Source organism: Pseudovibrio sp. Ad46, from assembly GCF_001623065.1.
In the GTDB taxonomy this organism is placed as follows: Bacteria; Pseudomonadota; Alphaproteobacteria; order Rhizobiales; family Stappiaceae; genus Pseudovibrio.
This window is the reverse complement of sequence record NZ_LMCG01000027.1, coordinates 114,395-137,166: the sequence shown is the minus strand read 5'-3', so window position 1 is coordinate 137,166 and position 22,772 is coordinate 114,395. Positions and strand designations below refer to the sequence as shown.

The following is a 22,772-nucleotide window of genomic DNA, read 5'->3' as shown; positions in this document are numbered from 1 at the left end:
ACAGTCCGATGGCTATGATGCTGATCAATGGGCAACTGCATGAAAAACCCAAAAGTAGTGACGGAACCTATCGCCCTATCAGCAGCGATATTCGTAACTGGATAGAACCGAATGTGGCTGCTGAGTTTCCTGCGGAAGAAGATCGCTACCATCTTTATACATCACATGCGTGTCCGTGGTGCCATCGTGTGATGGTGATGCGATCATTAATGGGGTTGCAGGGGATCATTTCTGTCAGCGAGATGCATCCGGTCATGGGGGATAAGGGATGGCAGATTGACCAAACCTTGTTTGATGATGCAGCAGGTGTTCCAAGAGACGCATTTATTTTTGAAGTCTATTTACGCACCTTTCCCCAGTACACCGGCGCGCTTACGGTCCCTCTCCTGGTCGACAAGAAGACAAACAAGATCATCAGCAATAATTCAGCGGACATCATGCGGATGCTGAACACATCTTTTGCTGATCTGGCCTCCTCAAGCACCAATTATTATCCGGCAGCACTGCGGAGTGAGATTGATGAACGTGCTGACTTCATTCAGGAAAACGTGAGCTCTGGAGTCTATCGCGCTGGCTTTGCTACTTCTCAAAGTGCCTATGACGCTGCAGTCTCTAAACTCTTTGAAGCTCTTGACCTTTTGGAGGTTCAGCTAAGTGTTCGGCGTTATCTGACAGGTGCTCAAATCACCGAAGTTGACTGGAAGTTTTTTGCTAGTCTCATTCGGTTTGATGCTGTTTACGTGACACATTTTAAAACCGATCTGCGACGCATTACAGATTATCCTAATCTCAGCTCTTATCTCCGTGAGCTCTACCAGCATCCTGGCATCGCAGAAACAGTGAATTTCCAACGTATGCGGGAGCATTATTTCCGCAGCCACCGTCATCTCAATCCCATAGGGATCGTTTCAATTGGCCCGCAGCCGGACCTTCTGAAACCGCACGGTCGTGACCAAACCGGTGTCTTCCAGAAAGGAGTTGCCTAATGGATCGTCAAGCAACTTATACGGAAACTGGAAAGCACAATAATCCAACAGGTTACATCATCCTGATCGGGGCAATTGTTGGCGTTAATTACGCACTTGCCAAGCTTGTGACAAAAGCTGGGGTCACAGCACTGAGCGCAACATTTGCGCAGTTACTATTGGCGGGTTTGTTCCTCTACCTCTTGCTTCATCTGAAGCATGAGAGCTTCTCGCTGAAACGCCGTCATATCAAGTATTACATCATCAATGGCTTCCTTGGGATCACAGTGCCTTCGCTGGTTGCATACCTAGTCCTGCAGCATATTCCAGCCTGGCTTTTGACTGTTCTTGTAACTCTATCGCCTTTGATTACGGCGGTGCTCTCATCAATCGTCGACGGAAAGCTGATTGCAACACAGCGGCTTGTCGGGATTTTGGTTGGGCTTGCCGGGATTAGTTTTGTGACACTCAGTAGTGCTCAAGTCAGTCAGTTTGATCCTATCTGGATTTTGATTGGGACAGGCATGCCTATGTCGCTGGCAATTGCAAACATCTACCGCAACAAAGCCTATCCCAAAGACGCCTCCTCAGTTGGGACTGCAACCGGGACCATGTTCTCTCAAGTGCTGTTGCTGCTGCCTTTGCTTCTTCTTGGCGATAGTCTGCCAGCGCTTGTCGAGCCAATCCAGGACATCTGGTGGATCATCCTTGGCATCGGATTTCTTAGTGCAGCGAGCTATGCTCTCACGTTCTTTATTCAAGACAGAACGGACAGTGTTGGCTTCAGCCAAGTCGGATATTTTGCCACAGTTTCAGGTATTTTGGTTGCTGCACTGGTGTTTTCAGAACCCATCAGCATGGCCATCTTCGCTGCTATTGCCGTTCTGTTCTTTGGGCTAGCACTGACAAACGGACACATTCAACTCACGAAACTTCGAGCTCCCTGAATACTGTCCTTTCAGATGCAGCAACCACTCTCCCAACCTAAAAGAACGATAGGAAAGAAAATGACATCCCTCACTAAGACACACGTAGATGCACGCGACTTTGCCAATAAGCTTTATCAAGCCGTCGACTCTTTGAGCGCTGAGGCTGTCGGATCTTTTCTGGCACAAGACGTACGGTTCCAACTTGGGAATTTTGATGAGATTTCAGGTTACCAGCAGGTTGTCGATGCAAATACAGCCTTTTTCCAATCCATCGCAGCTATGTCACACACACTCAAAGACGCCTGGAGTATTGGTGATACAGTCATTTGCACAGGCGCGGTGCATTATACGCGTCATGACAAAAGCACACTCCAGATCCCTTTCTCAGCTGTTTTGAAGCTCAATGACACTCTGATTTATGACTATCAGGTCTATGTCGACGTTTCTCCACTTTAGGGGAAATAGCTGATCCCTTCCTGGGTAGAACAGGGAGACTCATTTGGTGGCACGGCGTGAAGCTTTTGGTTTTGCGCCGTGTTTTTTTTGTAAAAAAGCCCGTATTTCTGCTGGATTTTACTTAGTTCTTCCTAGCTGAGAACATTCATCAGCCCCCAGCACCCGAAATTTTTCAAAGCCAAGTCGCTGAATTTTAATAATTAATTCCCCCACTGCCTCGATTGTCAGACAATATTGATTTTTCTCAAGACTTGATGTGTATTTTATGCAATAGTCGATTGTAGGACAATCGACGGAGTACACTATGATCAAGGCACTTCGCCTTAATGCTGCAGACAATGTTGCAACCCTGCTGGAAAATGCCAGCAAGGGCGAGACAGTTCTGGTGATCTCCGAACAGAACGAAAGCTTGGGAGAGCTGGAGCTTCTGCAAGCTATTCCCTTCGGCAACAAAGTCGCACTGCGCCCCATGAAACCAGAGGACCAGCTGATTAAAGGCGGCGTCGCAGTCGGCAAAGCAATCAAACCTGTTCCTCAGGGCCAGCTTGCTCACGTTCAAAACATTCGAAGCTTAAATCTGGATATTCCAGAGGTGATGATCAACGAAATCATCACCCAAATGGAAATTGAGGTGGACTGATGCAGACGTTCAGAGGCTATCAGCGAGCAGATGGATCTGTCGGCATCCGCAATCTCATCATGGTTATCGCTGCCGATGAGTGCGCAGAAGGCATCGCACGTGCGATCTCTGAGAAGACGCCCGGTACTGTTGTCGTCACCAATTACAATACCTGCATGTATGGTGGCAACGAAGAGATGATTGGCACCATGATCAACGCAGCGACTAACCCGAACATCGCCGGGGCGCTGGTGATCAATATGGGTTGTGGCAGCATTACGCCTGACCTTGTGGCTGGGCCAATCCGTGCAACCGGGCGTCCTGTAGAGACCCTCACCTGCATTAAAGAAAGCGGAACAGTTTCGACCATTCGCGAAGGGTTGAAGCGTATTGCCAAGATCGTTGAGCATGCCGATGCAACACCGATGGTTGATGCTCCAATCAGCAAGCTACTGGTGGGTATCAAATGTGGTGGCTCAGACACCAGCTCTGGCATTGCTTCTAACCCAAGTGTTGGTCTTGCCGCGGATAAGCTGATTGATATGGGAGCCTCTGTTGTAGCCGGTGAGCTTCTGGAATTGCTTGGCTGTGAGCATATTCTCAAAGAACGAGCTATCACCTCAAAAGTCTCTGAGAAGATCGACCAGCTGATCAGTGATGAAGAAAAGCGTTGGCACGTTGAGGGCACTCAGGTTGAAACCATGAGTGTTGGTAACAGCATTGGCGGCCTGACAACCATCGAAGAAAAGTCACTCGGCGCTCTTGCAAAAACAGGCTCCAGGCCAATTCAGGATATCTTGCGCATCAATGCGACTAAGTTGGAAAAGCCAGAGGCTCCAGGCATGTACTTGTCTGAAACGACAATGCTTTGTGGTGGCTCAGCGATGCATTTTGCAGCACTCGGCTGTCAGGTGATCCTTTGGACCACTGGTGGGGCTGGTTTCAATAATCCGATTGTTCCAGTCATCCGCGTCAGTGGCAACAGTCAGCTGATCAATGAAGACATCGACATTGATGCAACCGGCATCATGCGCGGTGAAGACAGCCTTGAGAATGTCTCCGAACAAATCCTGAAAACACTCGAAGGCGTGATCAATGGCGAGAAAACCGCCATCGAAGACTTTGGCTACGCTTACTGCTCACTCATTCAGAAAGATCAGCGCGTCGAGCGTTTGCTTTCCATCCCCGCAGAATAATTAAAACAACGCGCAGGCCTTCTTTGAGGACCGGCGCATCAGGGAGAATAAAATGAAGATCACTGATGTTGAGGTCATCCATCTTCGTGTCCCGCTGCTCGCACAAAATTGCGAGTGGGGCGAAGATGCACTGATCGTACGCATCCACACCGACACTGGTCTGGTGGGGCTTGGGGAGTCAGACAGCTCGCCAACCGTGATTGCAGCACTCATTGAAGCACCGCAGTCCAACTTGTATTGCACGGGTCTGAAGTCCCTGCTGATCGGCGAAAATCCACTTGAGATCAGCCGCTTATGGAACAAGATGTATTGGTCCAGCAACTATGTTGGTCGTCGCGGTGCTGGCATTCATGCCATGAGCGCTATCGATATTGCACTGTGGGACATCTCCGCCAAGCACTATGGTGTGCCACTGCATATTCTGCTAGGAGCGAAGTATCGTGACCGAATTCCGGCTTACGGCACTTTCATCCCAGCAGATAACCCAGAAGACAACCGCAAGATCGCACAGGATCTGGTCGCAAAGGGCTTCACCAGCCTGAAATTTGGCGGTGGCATTCTGGGTGATGATCCAGACACTGATTATGAGATTGTACGCGTTGTGCGTGAAGCAATCGGTCCAGACATACAGCTGCAGATCGATCTTGCCACCAAATGGCGCACTGCCTCTCATGCTTTGCATATGTGTAAGCGTCTGGAACCTTTCAATCTGCACTGGATTGAAGAGCCCGTCATGGCTGACGATGAACGTGGCTATGTGAAACTTGGAGCTCAGGCTTCTCAGAAGATTGCTGGCGGTGAAGCTCTGACCACATGTCGCGAGTTCCACGACATGCTGGAGCGTTGTGAGCCAGACATCATTCAACCAGACATTACGCGTTGTGGTGGCATCACCGAGATGCGCAAGATTTATGACATGGCGCAGATGCGCGGTGTCCAACTCATTCCTCATGGGTTCAGCACAGACATTCTGCTTGCTGCATCTGTGCATTTCCTTGCCTCCTGCGAGCAAGGAAACCTGATGGAATACTCCCAGAGCAATAGTCCGCTTGTTGCGGGTAACGGGCTGGCTAAAGAGCCAGTGGTCTTCGCTGAGGGGCAGCTTGTTGTTCCTGATCGCCCAGGCCTTGGGATCGAGCTGAACGAAGACCTAATCAAAAAATATCAAGTGAATGCACAACCTGCTTACGCTTGAAGATGGAGGAATAACAAATGTCTAACACTGGGAAAAGATTAGACACCTTACTGCTTTCAATAAGTCTGGGGTTTGTCATCGCCATTGTTGCTGGCCTGACAATCTTCCCTGAAAAGGGCAACGAGATAGCCAACTACCTGTTCGGTACATTCAATGCGATCTTCGGCACGCCTGTGCTGCTGCTTGTGTTTGGATCAGTTATCTTTCTGGCTGCGCTTGGTATAAGCAAATACGGCAATATCCGTCTGGGTGAAGGCAGCCCTGAGTACAGCACATTCGCATGGGTTTCCATGATGATCTGTGCAGGTCTGGGTTCTGCAACAGTATACTGGGCCTTTACTGAGTGGGCATATTACTTCAACGCCCCTCCTCTAGGAGTTCAGACTGGTACGACTGCGGCTTACGAGCTGGGCACTGCTTACAACCTGTTCCACTGGGGCTTCAGCGCCTGGGCAGCTTACTGCATTGTCTCTCTGCCAGTTGCTTACCACTTCCACGTTCGCAAGAACCCTGGTCTCAGCCTCTCAGCTGTGTGTACTGCTATCCGCGGTGACAAGCCGATAACTCCGCTTTGGCGCTTGATCAGCCGTGTGATTGACGTGATCTTCATCTTCACCATCTTCGGTGCACTTTCCATCACACTTGGTGTGTCTGTGCCGATGGTTTCTGAGATCCTGTCTTCTCTGATCGGTATTGAACCAACCTTCAATGTGAATCTGGTACTGATACTGATTATCTCCGCATTCTTCTCTCTGAGTTCATATGTGGGCATTCAGAAGGGTATGGCGCGTATCAGCTCAATGAACACATATCTGGCAATCGGCTTCTGTATTGCTGTGTTCCTGGTTGGCCCAACAATGTTCATTGCGAAGTCTACGGTGAATGGTCTTGGCATCATGATCCAGGATTTCATCCGCATGAGCCTTTACACTGATCCGGTTGACAATGGCGGCTTCCCAGAAGGTTGGACAATCTTTTACTGGCTCTACTGGATCACCTACACTCCGTTCGTATCCATCTTCGTGACCAAAATCTCCAAGGGTCGTAGTATCCGCGGCGTCATCACGAACATGCTGCTGAGCGGTAGTGCTGGTTGCTTCTTCTTCTTCGGTATCCTTGGTGGTCTGTCTCAGTCAGCAAACGTAACCGGTCTTGTTGATGTTGCTGGTCTTGTAGCTTCCGGCGAAGGAAATCAGGCGATTGTTCAGGTCATGAACACCCTGCCACTCAGCGCGATCTTCATCGTTCTGTTTGCGCTGGTCTCCGTTCTCTTCCTGGCAACCACTCTGGACTCTGCAGCCTTCACCATGGCAGCGGCTTCTACAAAGGGTCTGAAAGAGAACGAAGAGCCATCTCCAATGCTGCGCCTGTTCTGGTGTGTGATGCTGGCTGCAGTTCCACTTGCGATGATGTTCATTGACGCCCCACTGAACACCATCAAAACATGTGCCATCGTAACCTCTATCCCACTGATGTTTATCATCAGCTATATGGTTTACGGATTCATCAAGTGGATGCGTGAGGACTTCGCTTTAACAAGTGGCGAAGATATTCTCCGGCAGTCCCGCGAAGCAGCTGGTGCTGTTCCTGCGGAATAAGCTTCCTCCTCAGGCAAAGCAAAAGGGCGACCTCCGGGCCGCCCTTTTTTATGACTATCTCAAATCTTCAAGCACTATCAGTCGTCGGTCGCCAGCTTAACATGTTCATGTTTCAGCTTATGGCCCATTTCAGTGAAGGTACTGATGTTCTCAATAGCGAGCTTGCGGGCCTTTTCCGCCTCGCCAGAGCAAATGGCTTCCACTAAACCGACATGGGTGTTCGCACTGTCTTCAATATCAAAGTCAAAGTGCGTGATACGAATATAGATTGAAAGCTGATTGATCACGCTCTTGTACATGTGCGCCAAGCGTGCACTCTCACTCAGTTCAATGATCAGCTTGTGAAGCTCAAAGTCATAGAACGTAACTTCTGTAAGTGAGACGCCGTCTTGCTGGCAGATCTCCTTGAAGACCTCCAGCTCTTTACGCAGCCGAACAGCCTTTTCCGGCGTGATCGTTTCAGCTGCCATTTGAGCAGCCTGACTCTCCAGCGCGACACGAAGGTGATAGATTTCCCAGATATCGTGGTCCGTCAGTGTCGTCACGCTCCACCCTGCATAAGGCTTTTGCGAGACAAGTCCTTCGCTCGAGAGTGTGTTCAACGCCATGCGCACGGTTGTGCGTGAAAGCTCCAGACCTTTTGCAAGCGTACTTTCCGTCAGCTTGTCGCCTGAGACATAATGACCCGCCAAAATCTGCTGCCTCAGAAAGTCTGCGGCTTGCTCCTCAAGGCTTTGTTTTGAAATCTTCATTGGAACTCAATTGCGTCCGTCGTGTTCACTCTCATATTTGAGCTGTATCACCATTAGCTTGCTGAATAAATGACGAGTTTCTCACGCCAGATATTTGCTCTGTGATTATTGTAGGATCAGCTGGATTTAGATATATTTTGCACGTGCACTGGCAAAAGAACGGTCTCGGGTTTGTTTCCAGCACCGACAAAGTTTTTAATGACTCTAAACTGGGAATGGTTTATTGTTGAGTTAGAGATGCATATTTTTATTGACGACAGACACCGGAAGACGCATAGCTAATATTATGAGACTCACTCAACAAACCAACTATGCTGTACGTGCCCTGATGTATTGTGCGGCAAATCCTGGCAAGCCAAGCAAAGTTGCTGAGATCGCGGCTTCGTTTTCCATGTCGGAAACTCACCTTTTCAAGATCATGAAGGTGCTCGTTGACGCTGATCTGATGAAAACCATCCGAGGGCGTAACGGTGGTATCGTATTGCCACGTCCAGCTGAGCAAATCAGTGTAGGACAGGTGGTACGTGCAACTGAAGAGTCATTCCTTCTTGCTGAGTGCTTTGACAGTGGCCGTCAGGACTGCCCGCTCGTCAACCACTGCGGCTTCAATTCTGTTCTGCATGAAGCGCTGGAAGCATTCCTCGGTGTGCTCGACAAGTGCACGATTGCGGATCTTGCTGACAACCGCGCGAGCATTCGCCACCTGTTGCAGATTGAAGACCCACTTCTGCCAAAGAATATGGCTGCTGCTGAGTAAGCGCACCAAGAGCGACGAGATGATCAGGCAGCGAATATTCGCTGCCTTTTTTTGTTATCGTACTTTGAAGACTATCGGCGCTGTTCTACTGACCGTATTATTCCTCATCGAGGATGGAAATGCAGGGAATGGCGCAGCGGCCTTTAGGGCTTTCAACGCGGCCTGATCAAACCGCTTATTCCCACTCGACCGGGATAGCCTAATTCCCGTTACAGCCCCATCTCTGTGCACGACAAAACTCACACGGACGATGCCTGACTTCTTCCGATTCTTCTCACGTCTCGGGTATCGTCTATCTGCCGCACGCTGGATCTTCTTTTGCACCTTGCCCCAGTAATTGCTCGTTGCAGCATTGCCTGCACTGTCGCCGGAGCCAGCGATGTTGTTGCCATTCTTTGAGGTGTTGGAGCCTTTACGGGCGACCTTGGAGCCACGAGCAGAATTAACATCCGAGTTACCCGCTTTCTTGGCAGGTTCTTTCTTGGCTTTTGGTGGAGCCTTCTTGGCAGTTTTCTGCGGCAGCTTGGGACGTGGCGGCGCTGCTCGCGGGACGGGAACCGTTACTGCGGCAACTTCAGTTTCAACAGGCTTTGCCTCAAGCTCTTTCTTTTCGTCAACGGGTTCAGCTGTCTTCTTTTCTACCGGCTTCGACTCTTCAAGTGTTTCCTGTTGTACCAATTCCAGTTTTTCTGGTTGAGCTGATTTGGCTTCTTCCGGTTTAACTGCTTCTTGTGGCTCTTTCAGCTTTACAAGATCAACGTCATTAGTCGGCTCTACTGGTTCTTGCTGTTTAACAGGCAGAACTTTTGCAACTTCAACGGGCTTAATCTCCTGCACCTCAGCAGGTTTGATTTGTTCGGGCTGAAGCTCAAGTTTCAGCGGCTCAATCTCAGCCTTGATGGTAACACCTTCAGCAACAGGTTCTGGTAATGGTTTCACAGCCTGCGTTGCAATCGGTTTGATTGGTGTGATCTCTGCTTTAACCAGCTCAATGGGCTCAACAGACTCAATCTCTTTGACTTGCTCTATCGGAGTTTCAATCTCACGAGGCTCAACTTCATCTGGCTGGTCCGGCTCAATCGGTTCAACAACTTCCTTAGAACCTGCAATAAGATCCTCAATCGACCCGACGACAGAAAGTGACGTTGACCGTGTTGAGGCAACCTGAACTTCAGGAGCCCGTGTATAAAACCAAGCAAACCCAGCTGCGTGAACGCTGACAGACACGAGTAAGGCGGTCGTGAGGGCTGAACCACCGATTTTCCTGCGAATGCTCTTCTTCATTGGGCAGCCCTTACAGTGACCAATGTAATATCAGAGAAACCTTGTTTTTTCAGCGCGGCAAGGGTTCTGGCGAGTGTCTGACCAGACAGTGCCTTGTCAGCAACAACCATCAGAGGGTCTTTATTGCCGTCCAGCGGTATCAGATCCTCAACAAGAACTGGCTGTTCGTTTTGGGTTATCAATCCATCAGGAGCGATAATCAGCGCTCCGGCAATAAGCTCACGACTGGATTGCTCCTGCGTTTCTGCGGGGCTCACGTTTTTTGCATCGTCTCTATCAATTGAACCTGCAAAGAGGAAGAAGATGAGCATCAGGAACACGATATTGATCAATGGGATCGTGTTCTCAAATGTCCTCTTTTGTGGTTTTGTCTTCAGACGCATTCTTTAAACTTCTTATTTCGCAATATTCTGAATTCAATTGCCAACGATCGTCGCTGACCAACCTGCTGTTTTAAGCATCTCAAGCGCGCTTACGACATCCTGCACAGTGGAATCCTTGGCAGGGATGATCGCCACAGGTCGTACTTTTTCGATACCTGCGTCGTCGAGCGCCGCGATCAACGCCTCAACCTTCACCCGATCACCGTTCACCGACAGCTGTCCTTCGGCAAAAACTTGCAGAAGGATTGGGGACTGTTCCATTTGACCTGCGCCCTCAGCGCCCGATGTCACATCCAACTTTTGGTAGATCGAGAACGTGGAAGCGAGCATGAAGAACATCAACAAAAGGAAGATCACATCAATCAGAGATGTGAGACCAGGCGCACGGCTTCTTTTTGGAGCCTCACTAAGGCGCATCGTGAACAACCTCAAAACGTGGCTGTGTTCCAACCTGTTCCGCTTCTTCAGATTGGGTAGCGATGGACGTGACTGCCCCGGTGAAGAGTTCAGTGACGATCTTTTCCATTGCGCCCTGCTCTCGTTCGATGCGGCCTTCGAACAATGACAGCATCACGGAAGCTGGGATTGCAACGGCCAGACCAACGGCAGTTGTCAGCAGTGCAACCCAGATCCCACCTGCCAGAGTAGATGGATCGACCTGCGACCCAGCGTCGGCCATAGCCTGAAACGCCCCGATCATCCCAAGCACTGTTCCGAACAGGCCGAGTAGAGGAGCGATCTGGGCAATCATATCCAATGCCCGCAGATAACTGCGAAGATCCGCAAGATGCGTGAAGCAAACGCGCTCTACATCTTCCCGGACTCTTTTTTCAGGCACCTGCGGTTTCATAAGGCCACGCATGGCATGTGCCAGAACGTCGGAGACCGGAGAGCGATCTGTTACCACGATCCTGTAGGCCTGATCACGCTTCCCAACACGCCAGAAGGCCACGGCCTGCTCAGCTTTGCGATGACGACCAACGCCTGCAATCCAGAACTGCCAGAGTTTTGCAATGACAATTGTTAGAGCAAGTACGCTGACAATCAGCAGCAACCCAACAACCACACCACCTTTTGCAAGCAGATCCATAAAAGGTGTCATTGCTGCGGTCAGGCCCAGGTTTTCAATCATGGCATTCATTCTGGAAATCTCGTTGTTTTTCTAATTCAGTTCTGCAGCGGTTCAGAGTGTTAGTTCTATCGCAGCGCGAGAGGATACATTCAATGAGTCTAAGCAGCTAGCCGGAGATACATTTTCAGCTCCCTCGCACTGGCTGACATCATTGATGAGCAATGACGAGATGTCTGCACAACTGCTGGATGGGAGGTCATACTGCTGAACTCTCGTCTTTCCGGAAGGAAGACGACCTGTCTTCATGCTCAGGAAATCAGCAATTCCGCCTGTACTATCAAAGACTACCAAGTCCAACGCCAGTTGATTGATCTCATCTTTAAGGTGATTGCGAACAAGAAGGCTTACACGACACCCGTTCTGAGTGGTCTCAGCTTTATTCAACTGGAGAGCGATCACTGGTTCTCTTGTCGTGTTTGCTGCTTCAGCTGCAGTTATTTGCGTTATCCACAAGGCAGCAAGAGCAAGTGAAAACAGCTTAACCAACTTATTCATAGGACCCCAACCCAAAAATTAAAACTTAGTTGCAAATGCAAATCAGTCGCAGATATCAAGGATATCGTGGGCTGGCTGGCTGTTGAGGGAGAGAGTAACAGCTGGCTTGCGCATCGATACAAATCCTACTCCAGGACGGTTTGCGGGAGGACGCGATCTCCAGCAATTATTGAGTAGGCATTGCACTTGTAATAAAACATGAATATGAAAGTCAAGAAATAAACGCGATAGAGTCCCCCTAGCTCTTGAGGGTATCGCGACCATCCACGCTAGCCAAAATTGGGGAAAGGCTGAGGCGAATGACTGATATGGAAAAAGCTCAGGAAAGCTCACAAAGTCAGCCACATGAGCGCACTGTTGATAGCAAGGCACTCTTTGGCGATGAGCGCGAGATCACAATCTCCCATCGCGAAGATAACTACCGATTGTCGATCACGAAACTTGGCAAATTGATTCTTACTAAGTGAGAAGTTTGCCATGAAAAAAGCCGGCCTGAGATGAGGCCGGCTTTTTCCTTATTTGACTGTTCTGAGCCTTAGTTCAAAGCCTGCTGCAGCGCGAATGCATCGCCTTCGACCTTGAACAGGCCGTAAGAACCAGGGACGTCGCCAGCATTGTCAAAGTTCAGGTCGCCAGATGCGCCCTTGTAGTCGATGTCTTTGCCAGCTGCGATCAGCTCAACTGCCTTCTTCCATTCACCAGGAAGAACAGCTTCGCCCTGTCCGTCGGACACAGCAGCCATTGCCTCGGAAACCTTAGCAGCGTCACCACCAGCTTTTTCCAGAGCCAGAGCCATCAGGAATGCAGCATCGTAGGAGTTGGATACGAAGATTGCATCCGGGTTACCGCCAACCGCTTTGTACGCTTCGTTGAAGAGCTCAAGGCTGTTGGACTTCTCGCCTACTGGAGAAGAAGCAATGAATGTGGTCAGATTTTCAGCGCCGAGTTCACGGATGATTGCATCTGACTTCATGCCATCGCCGCCAACGAAGTTGGTGAAGAAACCGTTTTCCAGCGCCTGACGCAGGATGGTCAGGCCAGTGCCGTCACCGTAATCGAAGATTACAAGCGTATCTGCGCCACCACGGGACAGCTCAGCAAGGTTGGAACGGTAAGATGCCTTACCTTCTTCGTGTGCTGAATATCCAGCAATCTCACCGCCGTTTGCTTCAAATTCAACTTTGAAAGCATTTGCAAGGCCGCTGCCATAATCGTTATTGAGGTAGGCAACAGCAACTTTCTTAGTGCCGAGGTTCAACAGCGTACGCGCGAGTGAGCGGCCCTGGAAGTCATCGGAAGGTACTGTACGGAATACCTGACCTTTATCTTCCAGACCTGTGATTTCAGGGGAAGTCCCTGATGGTGTGATCAGCGTGATACCAGCAGGAACAGTCACAGAGTTCGCAACAGCCAGAACTGAACCAGAGCAGTGTGGGCCGATAAGACCCGCAACCTGTTCAATGTTTACCAGCTTGGTTGCGGAATCCACGCCGTTCTGCGGGTTACACGCACTGTCGCCCACAACAGCTTCAAGCTTCTGGCCACCCAGAATACCGCCCTGCTCGTTCACCTGCTGGATAGCCAGTTTTGCAGAGTCCAGCATTGGTGGAGCCATAGCCGCGATTGGACCAGAAATACCACCCAGAAGACCGACTTTTACATCAGCCTGAACAGCGTTGGATGCAAGTGCAGTAGCGCTGAACAAGCCTGCTGCCAATGCGATTTTCTTAAGCATCAGTTCACCTCCAAAGAGCCCTGTTTCAAATACTATCCGGATTGACCAGGGCGTTAAAATTGATTTCCACGAGTGCTGGCGTTATTTCGCTGCACTTTCTTGTTTTTGAAAGGTTTTGACTTCCGGACTGCCAGCGGTTCCCTGAGGTTCCGGCAAGATCCCTTCCGGTCTGAACCGGAGGACCAATTGCAGAAGCAAGCCAATGATAAACACGCGCATGTACTTAGCTTTGATGGCGTATTCTGTTGGCAGCTGATCCGTTACAAACTCTGACGCAGACCAGATGATCCAGACAACAGCAACGCCGAGAAGTGCACCGCGGTTGTTACCTGAGCCACCGAGGATCAACATAATCCAGATCAGGAATGTGGCGATCATCGGGTCGATGGCTTCAGGGGTTATGGAACGGTTAAAGTGAGCAAACAGCGCACCACCAAGCCCCATCACAGCGGCACCGAAGATGAATGCTTCCAGACGACGCGCCTTGATGTCCTTACCCATTGCCGTTGCCGCATCTTCATTGTCACGGATACCGCGCATCATACGGCCCCAAGGAGCCGAAATCTGACGCTCGATAGCCCAGTACACGACGAGCACGATGGCAAAGACCAGAGCAAGATAAGCCAGCTGGGAATACAGATAGGACAGATCACCAAATGGACGCGGGATCTTATTCACGCCGCGTGCGCCACCTGTCATCCAACCTTCTGACTTCACGACCAGACGTATGATTTCCGCCACGCCGATTGTCGCGATTGCCAGATAATCAGAGCGGAAGCGTAAGCAGACTTTGCCGATTGGCCATGCAATTGCGCCAGCAGCGACCATCGCACCGATCCAACCCACAACAACGGGTAGCTGGTAGCCACCCAGATGGACAGCGGATTCTGGTGCCGTGAGCAGCGCAGATGAATAAGCTCCAACAGCGAAGAAGCCCGCAATACCAGCGTTAAAGAGACCGGAAAAGCCCCATTGAATATTAAGACCGAGAGCCAGAAGGGAGTAAATGCCGATAAAGATCGCCATGAACACCGCATAGTTAAGCAGACCGATGAGTTCCATGTTTCTTCTCCCCCCTACAGAACTTTACCCTTGAGCAAGCCAGTTGGCCGCACAAGAAGGATGAGCAGGAGGATCGCAAACGCCATGGCGGCCTTGTACTCTCCTGGGATAAACAGAACAGATGTTTCTTCAGCTATGCCAACAATCAAGCCGCCAATGACTGCACCTTCCACACGCCCTACACCGCCAAGAATTGCAGCTGCGAACATTGGCAGAAGCATCGTCCAGCCCATGAGCGGTTTCAGTTCTGTGTTGATGCCAAGGAAGAAACCAGAAGCAGCACACAGAACGCCGACGATGCCCCAAGTCAACATTGTGATCTTACGGTTATCAACGCCAGAAAGCAGCGCAAGATCCGGGTTGTCGGACATGGCACGCATGGCCTTGCCCCACTTGGTTTTCTGCAAGAACGCCCACAACACGCCAACGATCACAAACATTGCAATGATGGTGTAGATCTCGCGATCACGGATGCGGATGCCCCAGTAATCATCTGGTCTGACGATACCACGGGTATAGGTTTCTGTATCAACACCCCAGACCACCTGAACAACGGCACGCAACATGAGAGCGATACCCAGTGAGGACATCACCACGATGATCTTTGGACGCTCTGAGAGGTAGTCGTAGAATAGTTTATCGATGCCGATCGCCATAAACGCGCACACAACCATAGCAACGGGAAGAGCAACCCAAGGGCTTACTCCGAAGATGGTCACCACGCCGAGGGCCGCAAATGCGCCAAGCGTTGCGAGGTCACCATGCGCAAGGTGCGCAAATCTCAAAATACCGAATACCAGCGTGATACCAACTGCGCCCAGAGCGTAAATTGAGCCCAGTACGATCCCCGGCATGAGGTAAAAATTGACGAATTCCATGAATGGCATTGGATTTTCCCTTATTACCCGCCGAGGAACATTTCAGCGACTTCACGATCTGCGAGCAGCTCCTGCCCCGTTCCTTCATGCCGGTTGCTACCAGCTGCAAGAACGTAGCCTTTGTCAGCAAATGCCAATGCTTGCTTGGCGTGCTGCTCTACGAGCAAGATCGAAAGACCTGCATCACGCAGGTTGCGGGTGATCTCAAAAATCTGCTCCATGTATTTTGGAGAGAGACCAGCGGTCGGCTCATCCAGCAAGAGCAATGACGGGTTGAGCATTAATGCACGGCCCATTGCCACCATCTGACGCTGACCGCCTGACAGGTTTCCAGCCAACGCATTGCGGCGTTCTTTGAGATCAGGGAACAGGGTGTAGACCCTTTCCAAGCTTTCAGAAATGTCACCTTTCCGTAGGAAGGCCCCCATTTCGAGGTTTTCGTGAATGGTCATCTCACGGAAGATGTTGTTGACCTGAGGGACGTAACAAACACCGTGCTGTACAATACGGTTTGGCTTCCAGCCCGCGATATCTGTTCCATTGACGACAATAGAACCTCCGCGAACCTTCAGAAGGCCAAAGATCGCCTTCATCGCAGTCGATTTGCCAGCTCCATTCGGGCCAACAATTACAACAATTTCCTGCTCGGTCACTTGCATGTCGACACCCTGCAGGATGTCTGCATCGCCATATCCGCCACGAACACCTGTCATGGTGAGGATTGGTTTGCCGGAGTATTCTTGTTGCACGGAGTTCTTTGACATTGGTTGCTCTGCAATTGCTTGAGACGTCATTAGAATGCAGCCTCCCCAACCGTTTCACCGAGGTAGGCTTCAAGCACCCGCGCATCAGAACGAACGGTCTGGAAATCACCTTCAATCAGAACCGAGCCTTCCGCCATACAGATGACCGGATCGCAGAGCTTCTCGATCATCTCCATATCGTGCTCAATCAGAACGAATGTGTAGCCACGTTCCTGGTTCAGGATTTGGATTTTGTCTTCAAGGCGGCGTAGCAATGTTCTGTTGACACCTGCGGCAGGCTCGTCCAACAGAACAAGCTTTGCATCGGTCATCATTGTACGGCCAAGCTCGAGAAGCTTTTTCTGTCCACCGGACAGATTACCTGCACGCTCATTTACAACATGAGACAGTTCCAGAAACTCCAGTGTCTCTAAAGCTTTCTGGCGTACTTCTTCTTCTTGCTTTTTCACGCTGCCAAAGCTGAGCCAGTTCTGGAATAAGCTCTCACCCTTTTGAGCGGGCGGAACCAACATGAGGTTTTCGAGAGCTGACAGACGATGAAACTCATGCGGGATCTGAAATGTACGTACCAAGCCTTTATGAAACAGCTGATCAGAGCTGAGGCGCGTTACATCTTCTCCCAAAAATTTGATTTTTCCAGCAGTTGGCTGAAGGGCACCGGCAATCAGATTAAACGTTGTGGTTTTACCAGCTCCATTTGGACCGACTAAACCTGTGATTGTGCCCTTTTGAACCGAAAATGAGCAATTATTGACGGCTCTAAACCCGCCGAATTGCTTCGACAGCTGTTCGATTTCCAGCATTATTATCCCCCCAGACTGCAAAGGACTGGCGTTTTATTGTTGTCAAGCACCTACCTAATGCCCTTAGTAGCATGTTATTTCAAGGCAGAAGTCCGCGCCATTTGCAGCCTAATCACTCGATTATCATGGTTCTATCTGGACAAGTTGAGTGAAACTTTCCAGATTCCATCTCCCAACAACCTTCCCATAAGTTGCGAGGAAACAGCTTCAACTGCGCATATATTGCCTGAAACATATAGATAATTCCACTTATATGCGCAGTTTGTAGAGATTTTAGAACAAAATAATTTCATAAATTGAGTAATTTTCGCAGCAATCTTACAGATCACTGCGCACCTGCCAAAGTTCTGGAAACAGCACAGTATCCAACATTTTTTTCAGGTACGGTGCCCCTGATGTGCCTCCAGTGCCCATTTTGCTTCCAATAATACGCTCTACGGTTGTAAGGTGATTGAATCGCCACCGACGAAAAAAGTCCTCAAAGTCGATTAGCTTCTCCGCGAGGTCGTAGAAATGCCAATTATCACGTGGATTGCGATATATTATTTCCCAAGCCTTCTGAACTGACGCATCAGTTGTATATGGCTTAGTGACGTCCCGGTTGAGTACTGCATCGGAGATTTCGAAGCCTGCACGCGCCAAAGCACGCACCATCTGATCATAGATGCCCGGTGCCTCATAAATCTGACGAAGCCATGCTGATACTTCTGGCATATGCTCATGTGGTTTCATCAGGGCCGGATTTTTATTACCAACCACAAATTCGATGGCACGGTATTGGTAGCTTTGGAATCCAGATGACTTGCCAAGGCTATCACGAAACGTGGTGTAATCGCTTGGCGTCATGGTGCGCAGAATGTCCCACGCGCTGTTGAGCTGCGCGAAGATCTTGTTGACGCGGGCCATCAGCTTTGAGACCTCGGCAAACTCATCCTCTGCCAAAGCAGTACAAGCCTCCGACATCTCACGGATCGCCAGCTTCATCCAAAGTTCGGCTGTTTGATGTTGAATGATAAACAGCAATTCATCATGAGCTTCAGTTAAAGGCGCTTGCGCACCAAGCACATCGGAAAGACGAAGATAATCGCCATAAGACATGTTTTCTTTGAAAGAGAGTTCTGCCCCGTGGTGCTCTAATTTGCGATCAATACTCTCAACCATGCTTATGTAACCTTGCTCTTCTGGTGGTATTCCGGCTTGTCCCAGAGATCTCCGGCAATAATTGCTTCAAGAATCTCAGCAGCTTTAAGGACCTCAGCAAAAGAGAGGTACAGAGGAGCAAACCCGAAACGGATGATATTTGGCGCGCGGAAGTCTCCAATCACTCCACGATCAATGAGTGCTTGCATGACTGCATAGCCTTGCTCGTGACGGAACGAGACTTGAGAACCGCGCTTAAGTGGGTCCGTTGGTGACGCAAGCGCCAGATTAGGGCAGCGACGTTTGACTTCGGTGATAAATAACTCACTCAACTCAATGGATTTAGCCTGCAGCGCTTCCAAAGAAGTCTCATCAAACACATCCAAAGATGCATCCAAAGCCGTCATGGCAAGAACCTGAGGCGTACCAACGCGCATCTGGTCTGTCTTAGCAGATGGCGTATACCCCAGATCGAAAGCAAACGGCGCATCGTGTCCCATCCAGCCCGTTAGTGGGTTGCCAGAATGGTTCTGATGTTGTGGTGCTACATAAACAAATGCCGGAGCACCGGGGCCGCCATTCAGATACTTGTAGGAGCAACCAACGGCAAAGTCAGCTTTTGCTTCCTTCAGATGGACTGGAAAAGCACCTGCAGAGTGGCACAGATCCCACATCGCCAAGGCACCAACAGAATGCGCTTTCTCAGTCAATGCTTTCATGTCGTGCTTGCGACCTGTGCGGTAATCCACTTCTGTGAGCATCATGACTGCAACAGTATCATCGAGGGCGGCTTCAACGTCTTCCGGAGCAACCAGACGCAACTCGATGTCACCACCGGTCAGTTCTTTCAGACCTTGCGCCATGTAGAGGTCAGTCGGGAAGTTTCCTGTATCGGAAAGAATAACTTTACGGTCCGGCCGCATCTTGATGGCAGTCGCCAGGACTTTAAAGACATTCAGAGAGGTGCTGTCGGTGCAGATCAAGGTTCCGTCATCAGCTCCAACGAGTTTGGCAATCCGGTTTCCGACTTTGCTTGGCAGATCAATCCAGCCGTGGCAATTCCACCCTTTAATGAGACTTTTGCCCCACTGCTCTTCGACTGCATTGGCTAAAACCGCAGACACATTCTTAGGTAGAGCCCCCAATGAGTTTCCGTCCAGATAGATAATCCCATCAGGAATTGAGAAAAGCTGGCGCAAATGAGCGAGCGGGTCAGCTCCATCTCTTTGCTCAATGCTTACTGCATCCAGTTCCACTATCAGCCCCCTATTATCGTTTTTATGATCACACTCTTTTTGGCATCAAAGCAATACCGAGCTGCGATTCCATTTTTTAATATTTCAAGTTTAAAGTATTTTTAGCAACAGTCTCGCCATGAAGTCTAGGTAAAAAGTATTATCTGGAAATTTCAGAACAAATATTCTAAATATGTAGAAAAGGAAATAAATCTCGCTCAATCGGGCTGCAATCACAGCGATATCTTGCAATAGCGCTGAAAAAATATAAGCAGTACACTAGATAGTCAGGGGCAGATCTAACTTCCTACCACAAACAAAGGAAAGCTCTGCTCACGGCTGAAGATCTGGATCAAACAAAAATGAAACTAGGCCGGATCACTGTTAAGGAAGAAACCCATGAAGAGTGCCCTTAGAAAGACAGAGGCACAAGTCTGGCCAGAACCAAAACGCCAGTTTGCTGCACTGCCTTTCAAAAAGAATAAAAAAGGTAAGCTACAAATTCTCCTGATTACGTCCCGCGAAACCAAGCGTTGGATTCTCCCTAAAGGCTGGCCAATGAAGGATCTCAGTGGTGGAGAAGCCGCAGAGCAAGAAGCCTTCGAAGAAGCTGGCATTAAAGGTGAGCTGACGGATCAAGCTGCGGGCATCTACCATTACCCTAAGCTTCGGGTCACCAAAGAGCCGATCCCTTGCCGCGTGAAGGTTTATCCGCTGGAAGTGACTGAGATGCTTGAGGACTGGCCAGAAAAGGACGAGCGCACACGGAAATGGTTCTCCGTAAGCGACGCTGTTCATGCTGTAGATGAGCCGGAGCTAAAGGCTTTGCTAGCCAACTGGTCACCAGAGAAAAGCTAGGTAACAGCCTGTTCTCTAGGCATGCTCCGCCTTAAAACGACGCTCCAGCCAACGAACACCTTGCGAGACAATCAGGATCAAAACTAGATACTCCAGCACAAGGACGCTGTAGATTTCGAGTGGTCGATATTCTGTGACGACCAGCTCATTTGCCCGCCTTGTCAGGTCTTGCAGGCCAATCACGGACACCAAACTCGACATTTTCAGCATATAGACCAGTTGGTTTCCAAGCGGTGGCAGCATGCGGCGGATAGCAAGCGGAAGAATGATAAAGCGAAGCCGCTGGAAATAACTCAGCCCAAGAGAGCGCCCCGCTTCGATCTGTCCTTTGTCGACTGACTGTATGCCTGCTCTGAAAATTTCAGCCTGAAACGCGCTGTCTGATAAGGCAAGAGCCAGTACACCTGCCCAGAACACGTTGATTGAGATATTCGCGACAACAGGCAAGCCGTAATAAACCCAAAAAATCAGCACTAGACTCGGCACTGAGCGCACCACTTCAACGTAAGTTCTGTTAAACGCAATTCCGTACTTATTGTCTGAAAGCCCCGGCAGAGCGACAAGAAGGCCAACGAACATGGAGATTGCGATTGCTGTGAGCGAGACACTGACTGTTTCTTGCAGCCCGGCGATCATGAAACCGAGATTAACTCTTCCTGTCTCAGTGTTTGGTGAGACTACATACCAGCCCCACTGGTCACCAGTGCAGCCCGCCAAAACGAATGCCAATGCGACGAGCACTGCTGCATTTCGGAATTTCAAGGTATCCACCTTCCAAATTTAAGAAGGCTGCCAACGGAAGCAAAACACGTAAGCAGCTCATGTATCTGCCTCAACACAGATAGATTGCCGGACACAAAACCTAGAGTGTCGTGCGCTCTTATACAAATCTTATAGAGACTTACCGCACACAATTAATTGAAGTCGGTTTTCTCTCAAAAACAGCATTGTAGTTATCGCTAAAATGGCTAGGTTTGCATTGGGCCAGATTCCAACTGCGTTTCAAGGAACTCTCATGAAGATGCTACGTTCATTTCTTACTGTAATTTTCGCTGCCGGCACGTTGTTCTCCGGCTCTGCATTTGCGCAATCCGCGCTTAACGAAATTTTGGATTCCGGTGAACTGAGGGTTGGTACAACCGGAGACTGGAACCCAATGTCTGTTCGTGACCCTGCCAGCAATGGTTATAAAGGTTATGACATCGACATCATGAACGAGCTTGCAACCGACCTTGGTGTGAAGCTCACCTTTATTCCAACCGATTGGAAAACCTTGGTGAATGGTATCGTTGCAGGCAAGTATAACCTGACTGGCTCTGCTTCAATCTCCCCAAGCCGCATGAAAGTAGCTGGTTACTCCGAAAGCTATATTTCCGTTGAGATCCTGCCGTATACGACCAGCAGCAAAGTTGGTGAGTTCAACAGCTGGGACAGCATCAACCAGAAAGACGTGACGGTCGCAACCACGCTTGGCACTACTTTTGAGAAGCTGAGCAAGGAATGGTTCCCGAATGCAACTATCAAAGTTGTTGAGGCACCTGCTCGTGGCTATCAGGAAGTGCTGTCAGGCCGCGCTGATGTTTTCATCACCTCCAACATTGAAGGTGCTACGCTGAAAGCGAAGTTCAAGCAGATCACCAACGTGCCAGTTTCTGAAAGCAGAAACCCGACCCCGATCGCTATGTTGATGCCGCAGACTGATCAGGTTTGGATCAACTACATCAACAACTGGATCAAGATTAAAAAAATGAATGGTTTCCTTGCTGCGACAGCTCAGAAATGGGGCTTGGCGCAGTAAAAACTGTTCATGCAGAATAAGAAAGGCGCCTCAAATTGGGGCGCCTTTATCTTTTGAGCTCACTGCGCGCTTATGCGTCTACCTGAATAAACTTCGCAACCCAATCCTGCATCGCTTTGCGGTTTATATCGATTGACGTCGCTGCATGAGAGAGAGATTGCATAGCTTGCCACCAATGTTGGCATTTAGGCTTCAGCATTAGCTCTCCACCAAACATACCAGCAAGTTGCTGAGCCTGAGAAAACGTTGTGGCAAAGGCTACATCAACCAAAGTAACATGATGACCAATCGCATACGGCTCAGCCTCAATCATGTCTTCCAAACGTGCGAACGCAGCACTCATATCATTGATCAACTGCTTGTAGACTTCATCCCTCGGCGGCTTTCCAGCTTTGATTGGGGCATAAAATGCGCGAACAGATGGTTCAATCCGCGTGTCGTGCAGACCCATCAGTGCCCTGACTTTAGCGCGCTCGATAGGGTGTTCTGGCATTAGCGCTGGAGACGGTGCGGTTTCCTCAAGATACTCAAGGATCGCGTTTGAATCTGACAGAGCAGCTTCACCATCCCTCAGGCCGGGAATTGAACCCGCTGGAACGATCTTCTTATAAGCAGCTGATCCATATCCATCTGGGGGCGGTAGCTCGGCGTAATCCAGATCTTTCATATCCAAAGCAATTCGAACTTTCGCGCAGAATACGGATTCTGGGTAGGCATAAAATTGTATCATTGGATCAC

At 49.7% G+C, this 22,772-nt stretch carries 26 protein-coding genes; 11 read left to right on the top strand and 15 right to left on the bottom strand.

Translation table 11 applies throughout. From position 1 onward, the window contains the following. The first annotated feature begins 8 nt into the window (after positions 1 to 8). The 7 genes from PsAD46_RS05745 to PsAD46_RS05715 all read left to right on the top strand — a co-directional run bounded on the left by PsAD46_RS05745 (position 9) and on the right by PsAD46_RS05715 (position 6,958). A complete protein-coding gene (locus PsAD46_RS05745) occupies positions 9 to 986 on the top strand; it encodes a glutathione S-transferase C-terminal domain-containing protein (protein ID WP_208981685.1) in 978 nt (325 codons plus the stop codon). After that, on the top strand, positions 986 to 1,912 hold the full coding sequence (locus PsAD46_RS05740; RefSeq protein WP_063291389.1) for a DMT family transporter: 927 nt from the start codon (positions 986 to 988) through the stop codon (positions 1,910 to 1,912). The genes PsAD46_RS05745 and PsAD46_RS05740 overlap by 1 nt, the downstream gene beginning before the upstream one ends. A 60-nt stretch (positions 1,913 to 1,972) precedes the next feature. Next, a complete protein-coding gene (locus PsAD46_RS05735; protein WP_063291388.1) occupies positions 1,973 to 2,350 on the top strand; it encodes a nuclear transport factor 2 family protein in 378 nt (125 codons plus the stop codon). A 304-nt stretch (positions 2,351 to 2,654) separates the two neighbouring features. After that, on the top strand, positions 2,655 to 2,990 hold the full coding sequence (locus PsAD46_RS05730) for an SAF domain-containing protein (RefSeq protein ID WP_063286819.1): 336 nt from the start codon (positions 2,655 to 2,657) through the stop codon (positions 2,988 to 2,990). After that, positions 2,990 to 4,165: a UxaA family hydrolase gene (locus PsAD46_RS05725; RefSeq protein WP_063306347.1), complete on the top strand. Its 1,176-nt coding sequence runs from the start codon at positions 2,990 to 2,992 to the stop codon at positions 4,163 to 4,165. The genes PsAD46_RS05730 and PsAD46_RS05725 overlap by 1 nt, the downstream gene beginning before the upstream one ends. A 52-nt stretch (positions 4,166 to 4,217) precedes the next feature. Beyond that, entirely contained in the window at positions 4,218 to 5,360 is a 1,143-nt protein-coding gene (locus tag PsAD46_RS05720; protein WP_057462840.1) for a mandelate racemase/muconate lactonizing enzyme family protein, read from the top strand. 17 nt (positions 5,361 to 5,377) lie between these two features. After that, positions 5,378 to 6,958: a BCCT family transporter gene (locus PsAD46_RS05715; protein WP_057462841.1), complete on the top strand. Its 1,581-nt coding sequence runs from the start codon at positions 5,378 to 5,380 to the stop codon at positions 6,956 to 6,958. A gap of 77 nt (positions 6,959 to 7,035) precedes the next feature. Here PsAD46_RS05715 and PsAD46_RS05710 read toward each other — a convergent pair whose 3' ends face one another. After that, entirely contained in the window at positions 7,036 to 7,710 is a 675-nt protein-coding gene (locus PsAD46_RS05710; RefSeq protein WP_057462842.1) for a GntR family transcriptional regulator, read from the bottom strand. 286 nt (positions 7,711 to 7,996) lie between these two features. Here PsAD46_RS05710 and rirA point away from each other — a divergent pair, with 286 nt between their 5' ends. Continuing rightward, positions 7,997 to 8,467 (top strand): iron-responsive transcriptional regulator RirA, encoded by a 471-nt coding sequence (gene rirA, locus PsAD46_RS05705; protein ID WP_082596779.1) that lies wholly within the window; start codon positions 7,997 to 7,999, stop codon positions 8,465 to 8,467. 54 nt (positions 8,468 to 8,521) lie between these two features. Here the strand turns inward: rirA and PsAD46_RS05700 are convergent, their stop codons facing one another. From PsAD46_RS05700 to PsAD46_RS05680, 5 genes are read right to left on the bottom strand one after another with little or no spacing between them, the layout of a single operon-like run. Next, entirely contained in the window at positions 8,522 to 9,751 is a 1,230-nt protein-coding gene (locus PsAD46_RS05700) for a TonB family protein (RefSeq protein ID WP_063306346.1), read from the bottom strand. Beyond that, positions 9,748 to 10,134, bottom strand: coding sequence for a biopolymer transporter ExbD (locus PsAD46_RS05695; protein ID WP_063286815.1), 387 nt, complete (start codon positions 10,132 to 10,134; stop codon positions 9,748 to 9,750). The genes PsAD46_RS05700 and PsAD46_RS05695 overlap by 4 nt, the downstream gene beginning before the upstream one ends. Before the next feature lie 33 nt (positions 10,135 to 10,167). Then, on the bottom strand, positions 10,168 to 10,551 hold the full coding sequence (locus tag PsAD46_RS05690) for a biopolymer transporter ExbD (RefSeq protein WP_063291385.1): 384 nt from the start codon (positions 10,549 to 10,551) through the stop codon (positions 10,168 to 10,170). Continuing rightward, positions 10,541 to 11,266 carry a MotA/TolQ/ExbB proton channel family protein gene (locus PsAD46_RS05685; protein ID WP_244273176.1) on the bottom strand — a complete coding sequence of 242 codons (726 nt, stop codon included), beginning with the start codon at positions 11,264 to 11,266 and terminating at the stop codon, positions 10,541 to 10,543. The genes PsAD46_RS05690 and PsAD46_RS05685 overlap by 11 nt, the downstream gene beginning before the upstream one ends. Positions 11,267 to 11,317: 51 nt before the next feature. Further along, on the bottom strand, positions 11,318 to 11,761 hold the full coding sequence (locus PsAD46_RS05680) for a hypothetical protein (protein WP_063286812.1): 444 nt from the start codon (positions 11,759 to 11,761) through the stop codon (positions 11,318 to 11,320). A gap of 299 nt (positions 11,762 to 12,060) precedes the next feature. Between PsAD46_RS05680 and PsAD46_RS27585 the strand changes: the two genes are divergently transcribed. After that, complete coding sequence (locus PsAD46_RS27585) at positions 12,061 to 12,228, top strand: hemin uptake protein HemP (protein ID WP_082596781.1); 168 nt, start codon at positions 12,061 to 12,063, stop codon at positions 12,226 to 12,228. Between the two features lie 68 nt (positions 12,229 to 12,296). On the opposite strand, the gene PsAD46_RS05675 is transcribed toward PsAD46_RS27585, so the two are convergent. The 7 genes from PsAD46_RS05675 to kynU form a co-directional block, all read right to left on the bottom strand. After that, positions 12,297 to 13,496 carry an ABC transporter substrate-binding protein gene (locus PsAD46_RS05675; protein WP_063286811.1) on the bottom strand — a complete coding sequence of 400 codons (1,200 nt, stop codon included), beginning with the start codon at positions 13,494 to 13,496 and terminating at the stop codon, positions 12,297 to 12,299. Positions 13,497 to 13,577: 81 nt separating this feature from the next. After that, positions 13,578 to 14,558: a branched-chain amino acid ABC transporter permease gene (locus PsAD46_RS05670; protein WP_057462849.1), complete on the bottom strand. Its 981-nt coding sequence runs from the start codon at positions 14,556 to 14,558 to the stop codon at positions 13,578 to 13,580. Between the two features lie 14 nt (positions 14,559 to 14,572). Next, positions 14,573 to 15,445, bottom strand: a complete 873-nt coding sequence (locus PsAD46_RS05665) for a branched-chain amino acid ABC transporter permease (protein ID WP_057462850.1) — start codon at positions 15,443 to 15,445, stop codon at positions 14,573 to 14,575. Positions 15,446 to 15,459: 14 nt separating this feature from the next. Further along, positions 15,460 to 16,230, bottom strand: coding sequence for an ABC transporter ATP-binding protein (locus PsAD46_RS05660; RefSeq protein WP_244273175.1), 771 nt, complete (start codon positions 16,228 to 16,230; stop codon positions 15,460 to 15,462). Beyond that, a complete protein-coding gene (locus PsAD46_RS05655) occupies positions 16,230 to 17,003 on the bottom strand; it encodes an ABC transporter ATP-binding protein (RefSeq protein WP_063306344.1) in 774 nt (257 codons plus the stop codon). The genes PsAD46_RS05660 and PsAD46_RS05655 overlap by 1 nt, the downstream gene beginning before the upstream one ends. Positions 17,004 to 17,321: 318 nt before the next feature. Continuing rightward, positions 17,322 to 18,164, bottom strand: coding sequence for a tryptophan 2,3-dioxygenase (kynA, locus tag PsAD46_RS05650; RefSeq protein WP_063291383.1), 843 nt, complete (start codon positions 18,162 to 18,164; stop codon positions 17,322 to 17,324). Positions 18,165 to 18,166: 2 nt separating this feature from the next. After that, positions 18,167 to 19,399, bottom strand: a complete 1,233-nt coding sequence (gene kynU, locus PsAD46_RS05645; RefSeq protein WP_063291382.1) for a kynureninase — start codon at positions 19,397 to 19,399, stop codon at positions 18,167 to 18,169. A gap of 378 nt (positions 19,400 to 19,777) precedes the next feature. Between kynU and PsAD46_RS05640 the strand changes: the two genes are divergently transcribed. Then, positions 19,778 to 20,236: an NUDIX hydrolase gene (locus tag PsAD46_RS05640; RefSeq protein WP_063291381.1), complete on the top strand. Its 459-nt coding sequence runs from the start codon at positions 19,778 to 19,780 to the stop codon at positions 20,234 to 20,236. Between the two features lie 15 nt (positions 20,237 to 20,251). On the opposite strand, the gene PsAD46_RS05635 is transcribed toward PsAD46_RS05640, so the two are convergent. Next, positions 20,252 to 21,007: an amino acid ABC transporter permease gene (locus tag PsAD46_RS05635; RefSeq protein ID WP_206599611.1), complete on the bottom strand. Its 756-nt coding sequence runs from the start codon at positions 21,005 to 21,007 to the stop codon at positions 20,252 to 20,254. A gap of 244 nt (positions 21,008 to 21,251) precedes the next feature. Here PsAD46_RS05635 and PsAD46_RS05630 point away from each other — a divergent pair, with 244 nt between their 5' ends. Next, a complete protein-coding gene (locus PsAD46_RS05630) occupies positions 21,252 to 22,034 on the top strand; it encodes a transporter substrate-binding domain-containing protein (RefSeq protein WP_208981684.1) in 783 nt (260 codons plus the stop codon). Positions 22,035 to 22,104: 70 nt separating this feature from the next. Here the strand turns inward: PsAD46_RS05630 and PsAD46_RS05625 are convergent, their stop codons facing one another. Further along, complete coding sequence (locus PsAD46_RS05625; protein WP_063291379.1) at positions 22,105 to 22,764, bottom strand: glutathione S-transferase family protein; 660 nt, start codon at positions 22,762 to 22,764, stop codon at positions 22,105 to 22,107. Positions 22,765 to 22,772: the final 8 nt, after the last annotated feature.

Bases quoted from the DNA above. Each gene is read 5' to 3' on its own strand.
- PsAD46_RS05700 (WP_063306346.1), bottom strand. From the start codon at position 9,751: ATGAAGAAGAGCATTCGCAGGAAAATCGGTGGTTCAGCCCTCACGACC.
- PsAD46_RS05680 (WP_063286812.1), bottom strand. From the start codon at position 11,761: ATGAATAAGTTGGTTAAGCTGTTTTCACTTGCTCTTGCTGCCTTGTGG.
- PsAD46_RS05690 (WP_063291385.1), bottom strand. From the start codon at position 10,551: ATGCGCCTTAGTGAGGCTCCAAAAAGAAGCCGTGCGCCTGGTCTCACA.
- PsAD46_RS05625 (WP_063291379.1), bottom strand. From the start codon at position 22,764: ATGATACAATTTTATGCCTACCCAGAATCCGTATTCTGCGCGAAAGTT.
- PsAD46_RS05630 (WP_208981684.1), top strand. From the start codon at position 21,252: ATGAAGATGCTACGTTCATTTCTTACTGTAATTTTCGCTGCCGGCACG.
- PsAD46_RS05685 (WP_244273176.1), bottom strand. From the start codon at position 11,266: ATGATTGAAAACCTGGGCCTGACCGCAGCAATGACACCTTTTATGGAT.
- rirA (WP_082596779.1), top strand. From the start codon at position 7,997: ATGAGACTCACTCAACAAACCAACTATGCTGTACGTGCCCTGATGTAT.
- PsAD46_RS05735 (WP_063291388.1), top strand. From the start codon at position 1,973: ATGACATCCCTCACTAAGACACACGTAGATGCACGCGACTTTGCCAAT.
- PsAD46_RS05720 (WP_057462840.1), top strand. From the start codon at position 4,218: ATGAAGATCACTGATGTTGAGGTCATCCATCTTCGTGTCCCGCTGCTC.
- PsAD46_RS27585 (WP_082596781.1), top strand. From the start codon at position 12,061: ATGACTGATATGGAAAAAGCTCAGGAAAGCTCACAAAGTCAGCCACAT.
- PsAD46_RS05730 (WP_063286819.1), top strand. From the start codon at position 2,655: ATGATCAAGGCACTTCGCCTTAATGCTGCAGACAATGTTGCAACCCTG.
- PsAD46_RS05745 (WP_208981685.1), top strand. From the start codon at position 9: ATGGCTATGATGCTGATCAATGGGCAACTGCATGAAAAACCCAAAAGT.
- PsAD46_RS05640 (WP_063291381.1), top strand. From the start codon at position 19,778: ATGAAGAGTGCCCTTAGAAAGACAGAGGCACAAGTCTGGCCAGAACCA.
- PsAD46_RS05695 (WP_063286815.1), bottom strand. From the start codon at position 10,134: ATGCGTCTGAAGACAAAACCACAAAAGAGGACATTTGAGAACACGATC.
- PsAD46_RS05710 (WP_057462842.1), bottom strand. From the start codon at position 7,710: ATGAAGATTTCAAAACAAAGCCTTGAGGAGCAAGCCGCAGACTTTCTG.
- PsAD46_RS05715 (WP_057462841.1), top strand. From the start codon at position 5,378: ATGTCTAACACTGGGAAAAGATTAGACACCTTACTGCTTTCAATAAGT.
- PsAD46_RS05740 (WP_063291389.1), top strand. From the start codon at position 986: ATGGATCGTCAAGCAACTTATACGGAAACTGGAAAGCACAATAATCCA.
- PsAD46_RS05655 (WP_063306344.1), bottom strand. From the start codon at position 17,003: ATGCTGGAAATCGAACAGCTGTCGAAGCAATTCGGCGGGTTTAGAGCC.
- PsAD46_RS05660 (WP_244273175.1), bottom strand. From the start codon at position 16,230: ATGACGTCTCAAGCAATTGCAGAGCAACCAATGTCAAAGAACTCCGTG.
- PsAD46_RS05675 (WP_063286811.1), bottom strand. From the start codon at position 13,496: ATGCTTAAGAAAATCGCATTGGCAGCAGGCTTGTTCAGCGCTACTGCA.
- PsAD46_RS05725 (WP_063306347.1), top strand. From the start codon at position 2,990: ATGCAGACGTTCAGAGGCTATCAGCGAGCAGATGGATCTGTCGGCATC.
- PsAD46_RS05665 (WP_057462850.1), bottom strand. From the start codon at position 15,445: ATGCCATTCATGGAATTCGTCAATTTTTACCTCATGCCGGGGATCGTA.
- PsAD46_RS05670 (WP_057462849.1), bottom strand. From the start codon at position 14,558: ATGGAACTCATCGGTCTGCTTAACTATGCGGTGTTCATGGCGATCTTT.
- kynA (WP_063291383.1), bottom strand. From the start codon at position 18,164: ATGGTTGAGAGTATTGATCGCAAATTAGAGCACCACGGGGCAGAACTC.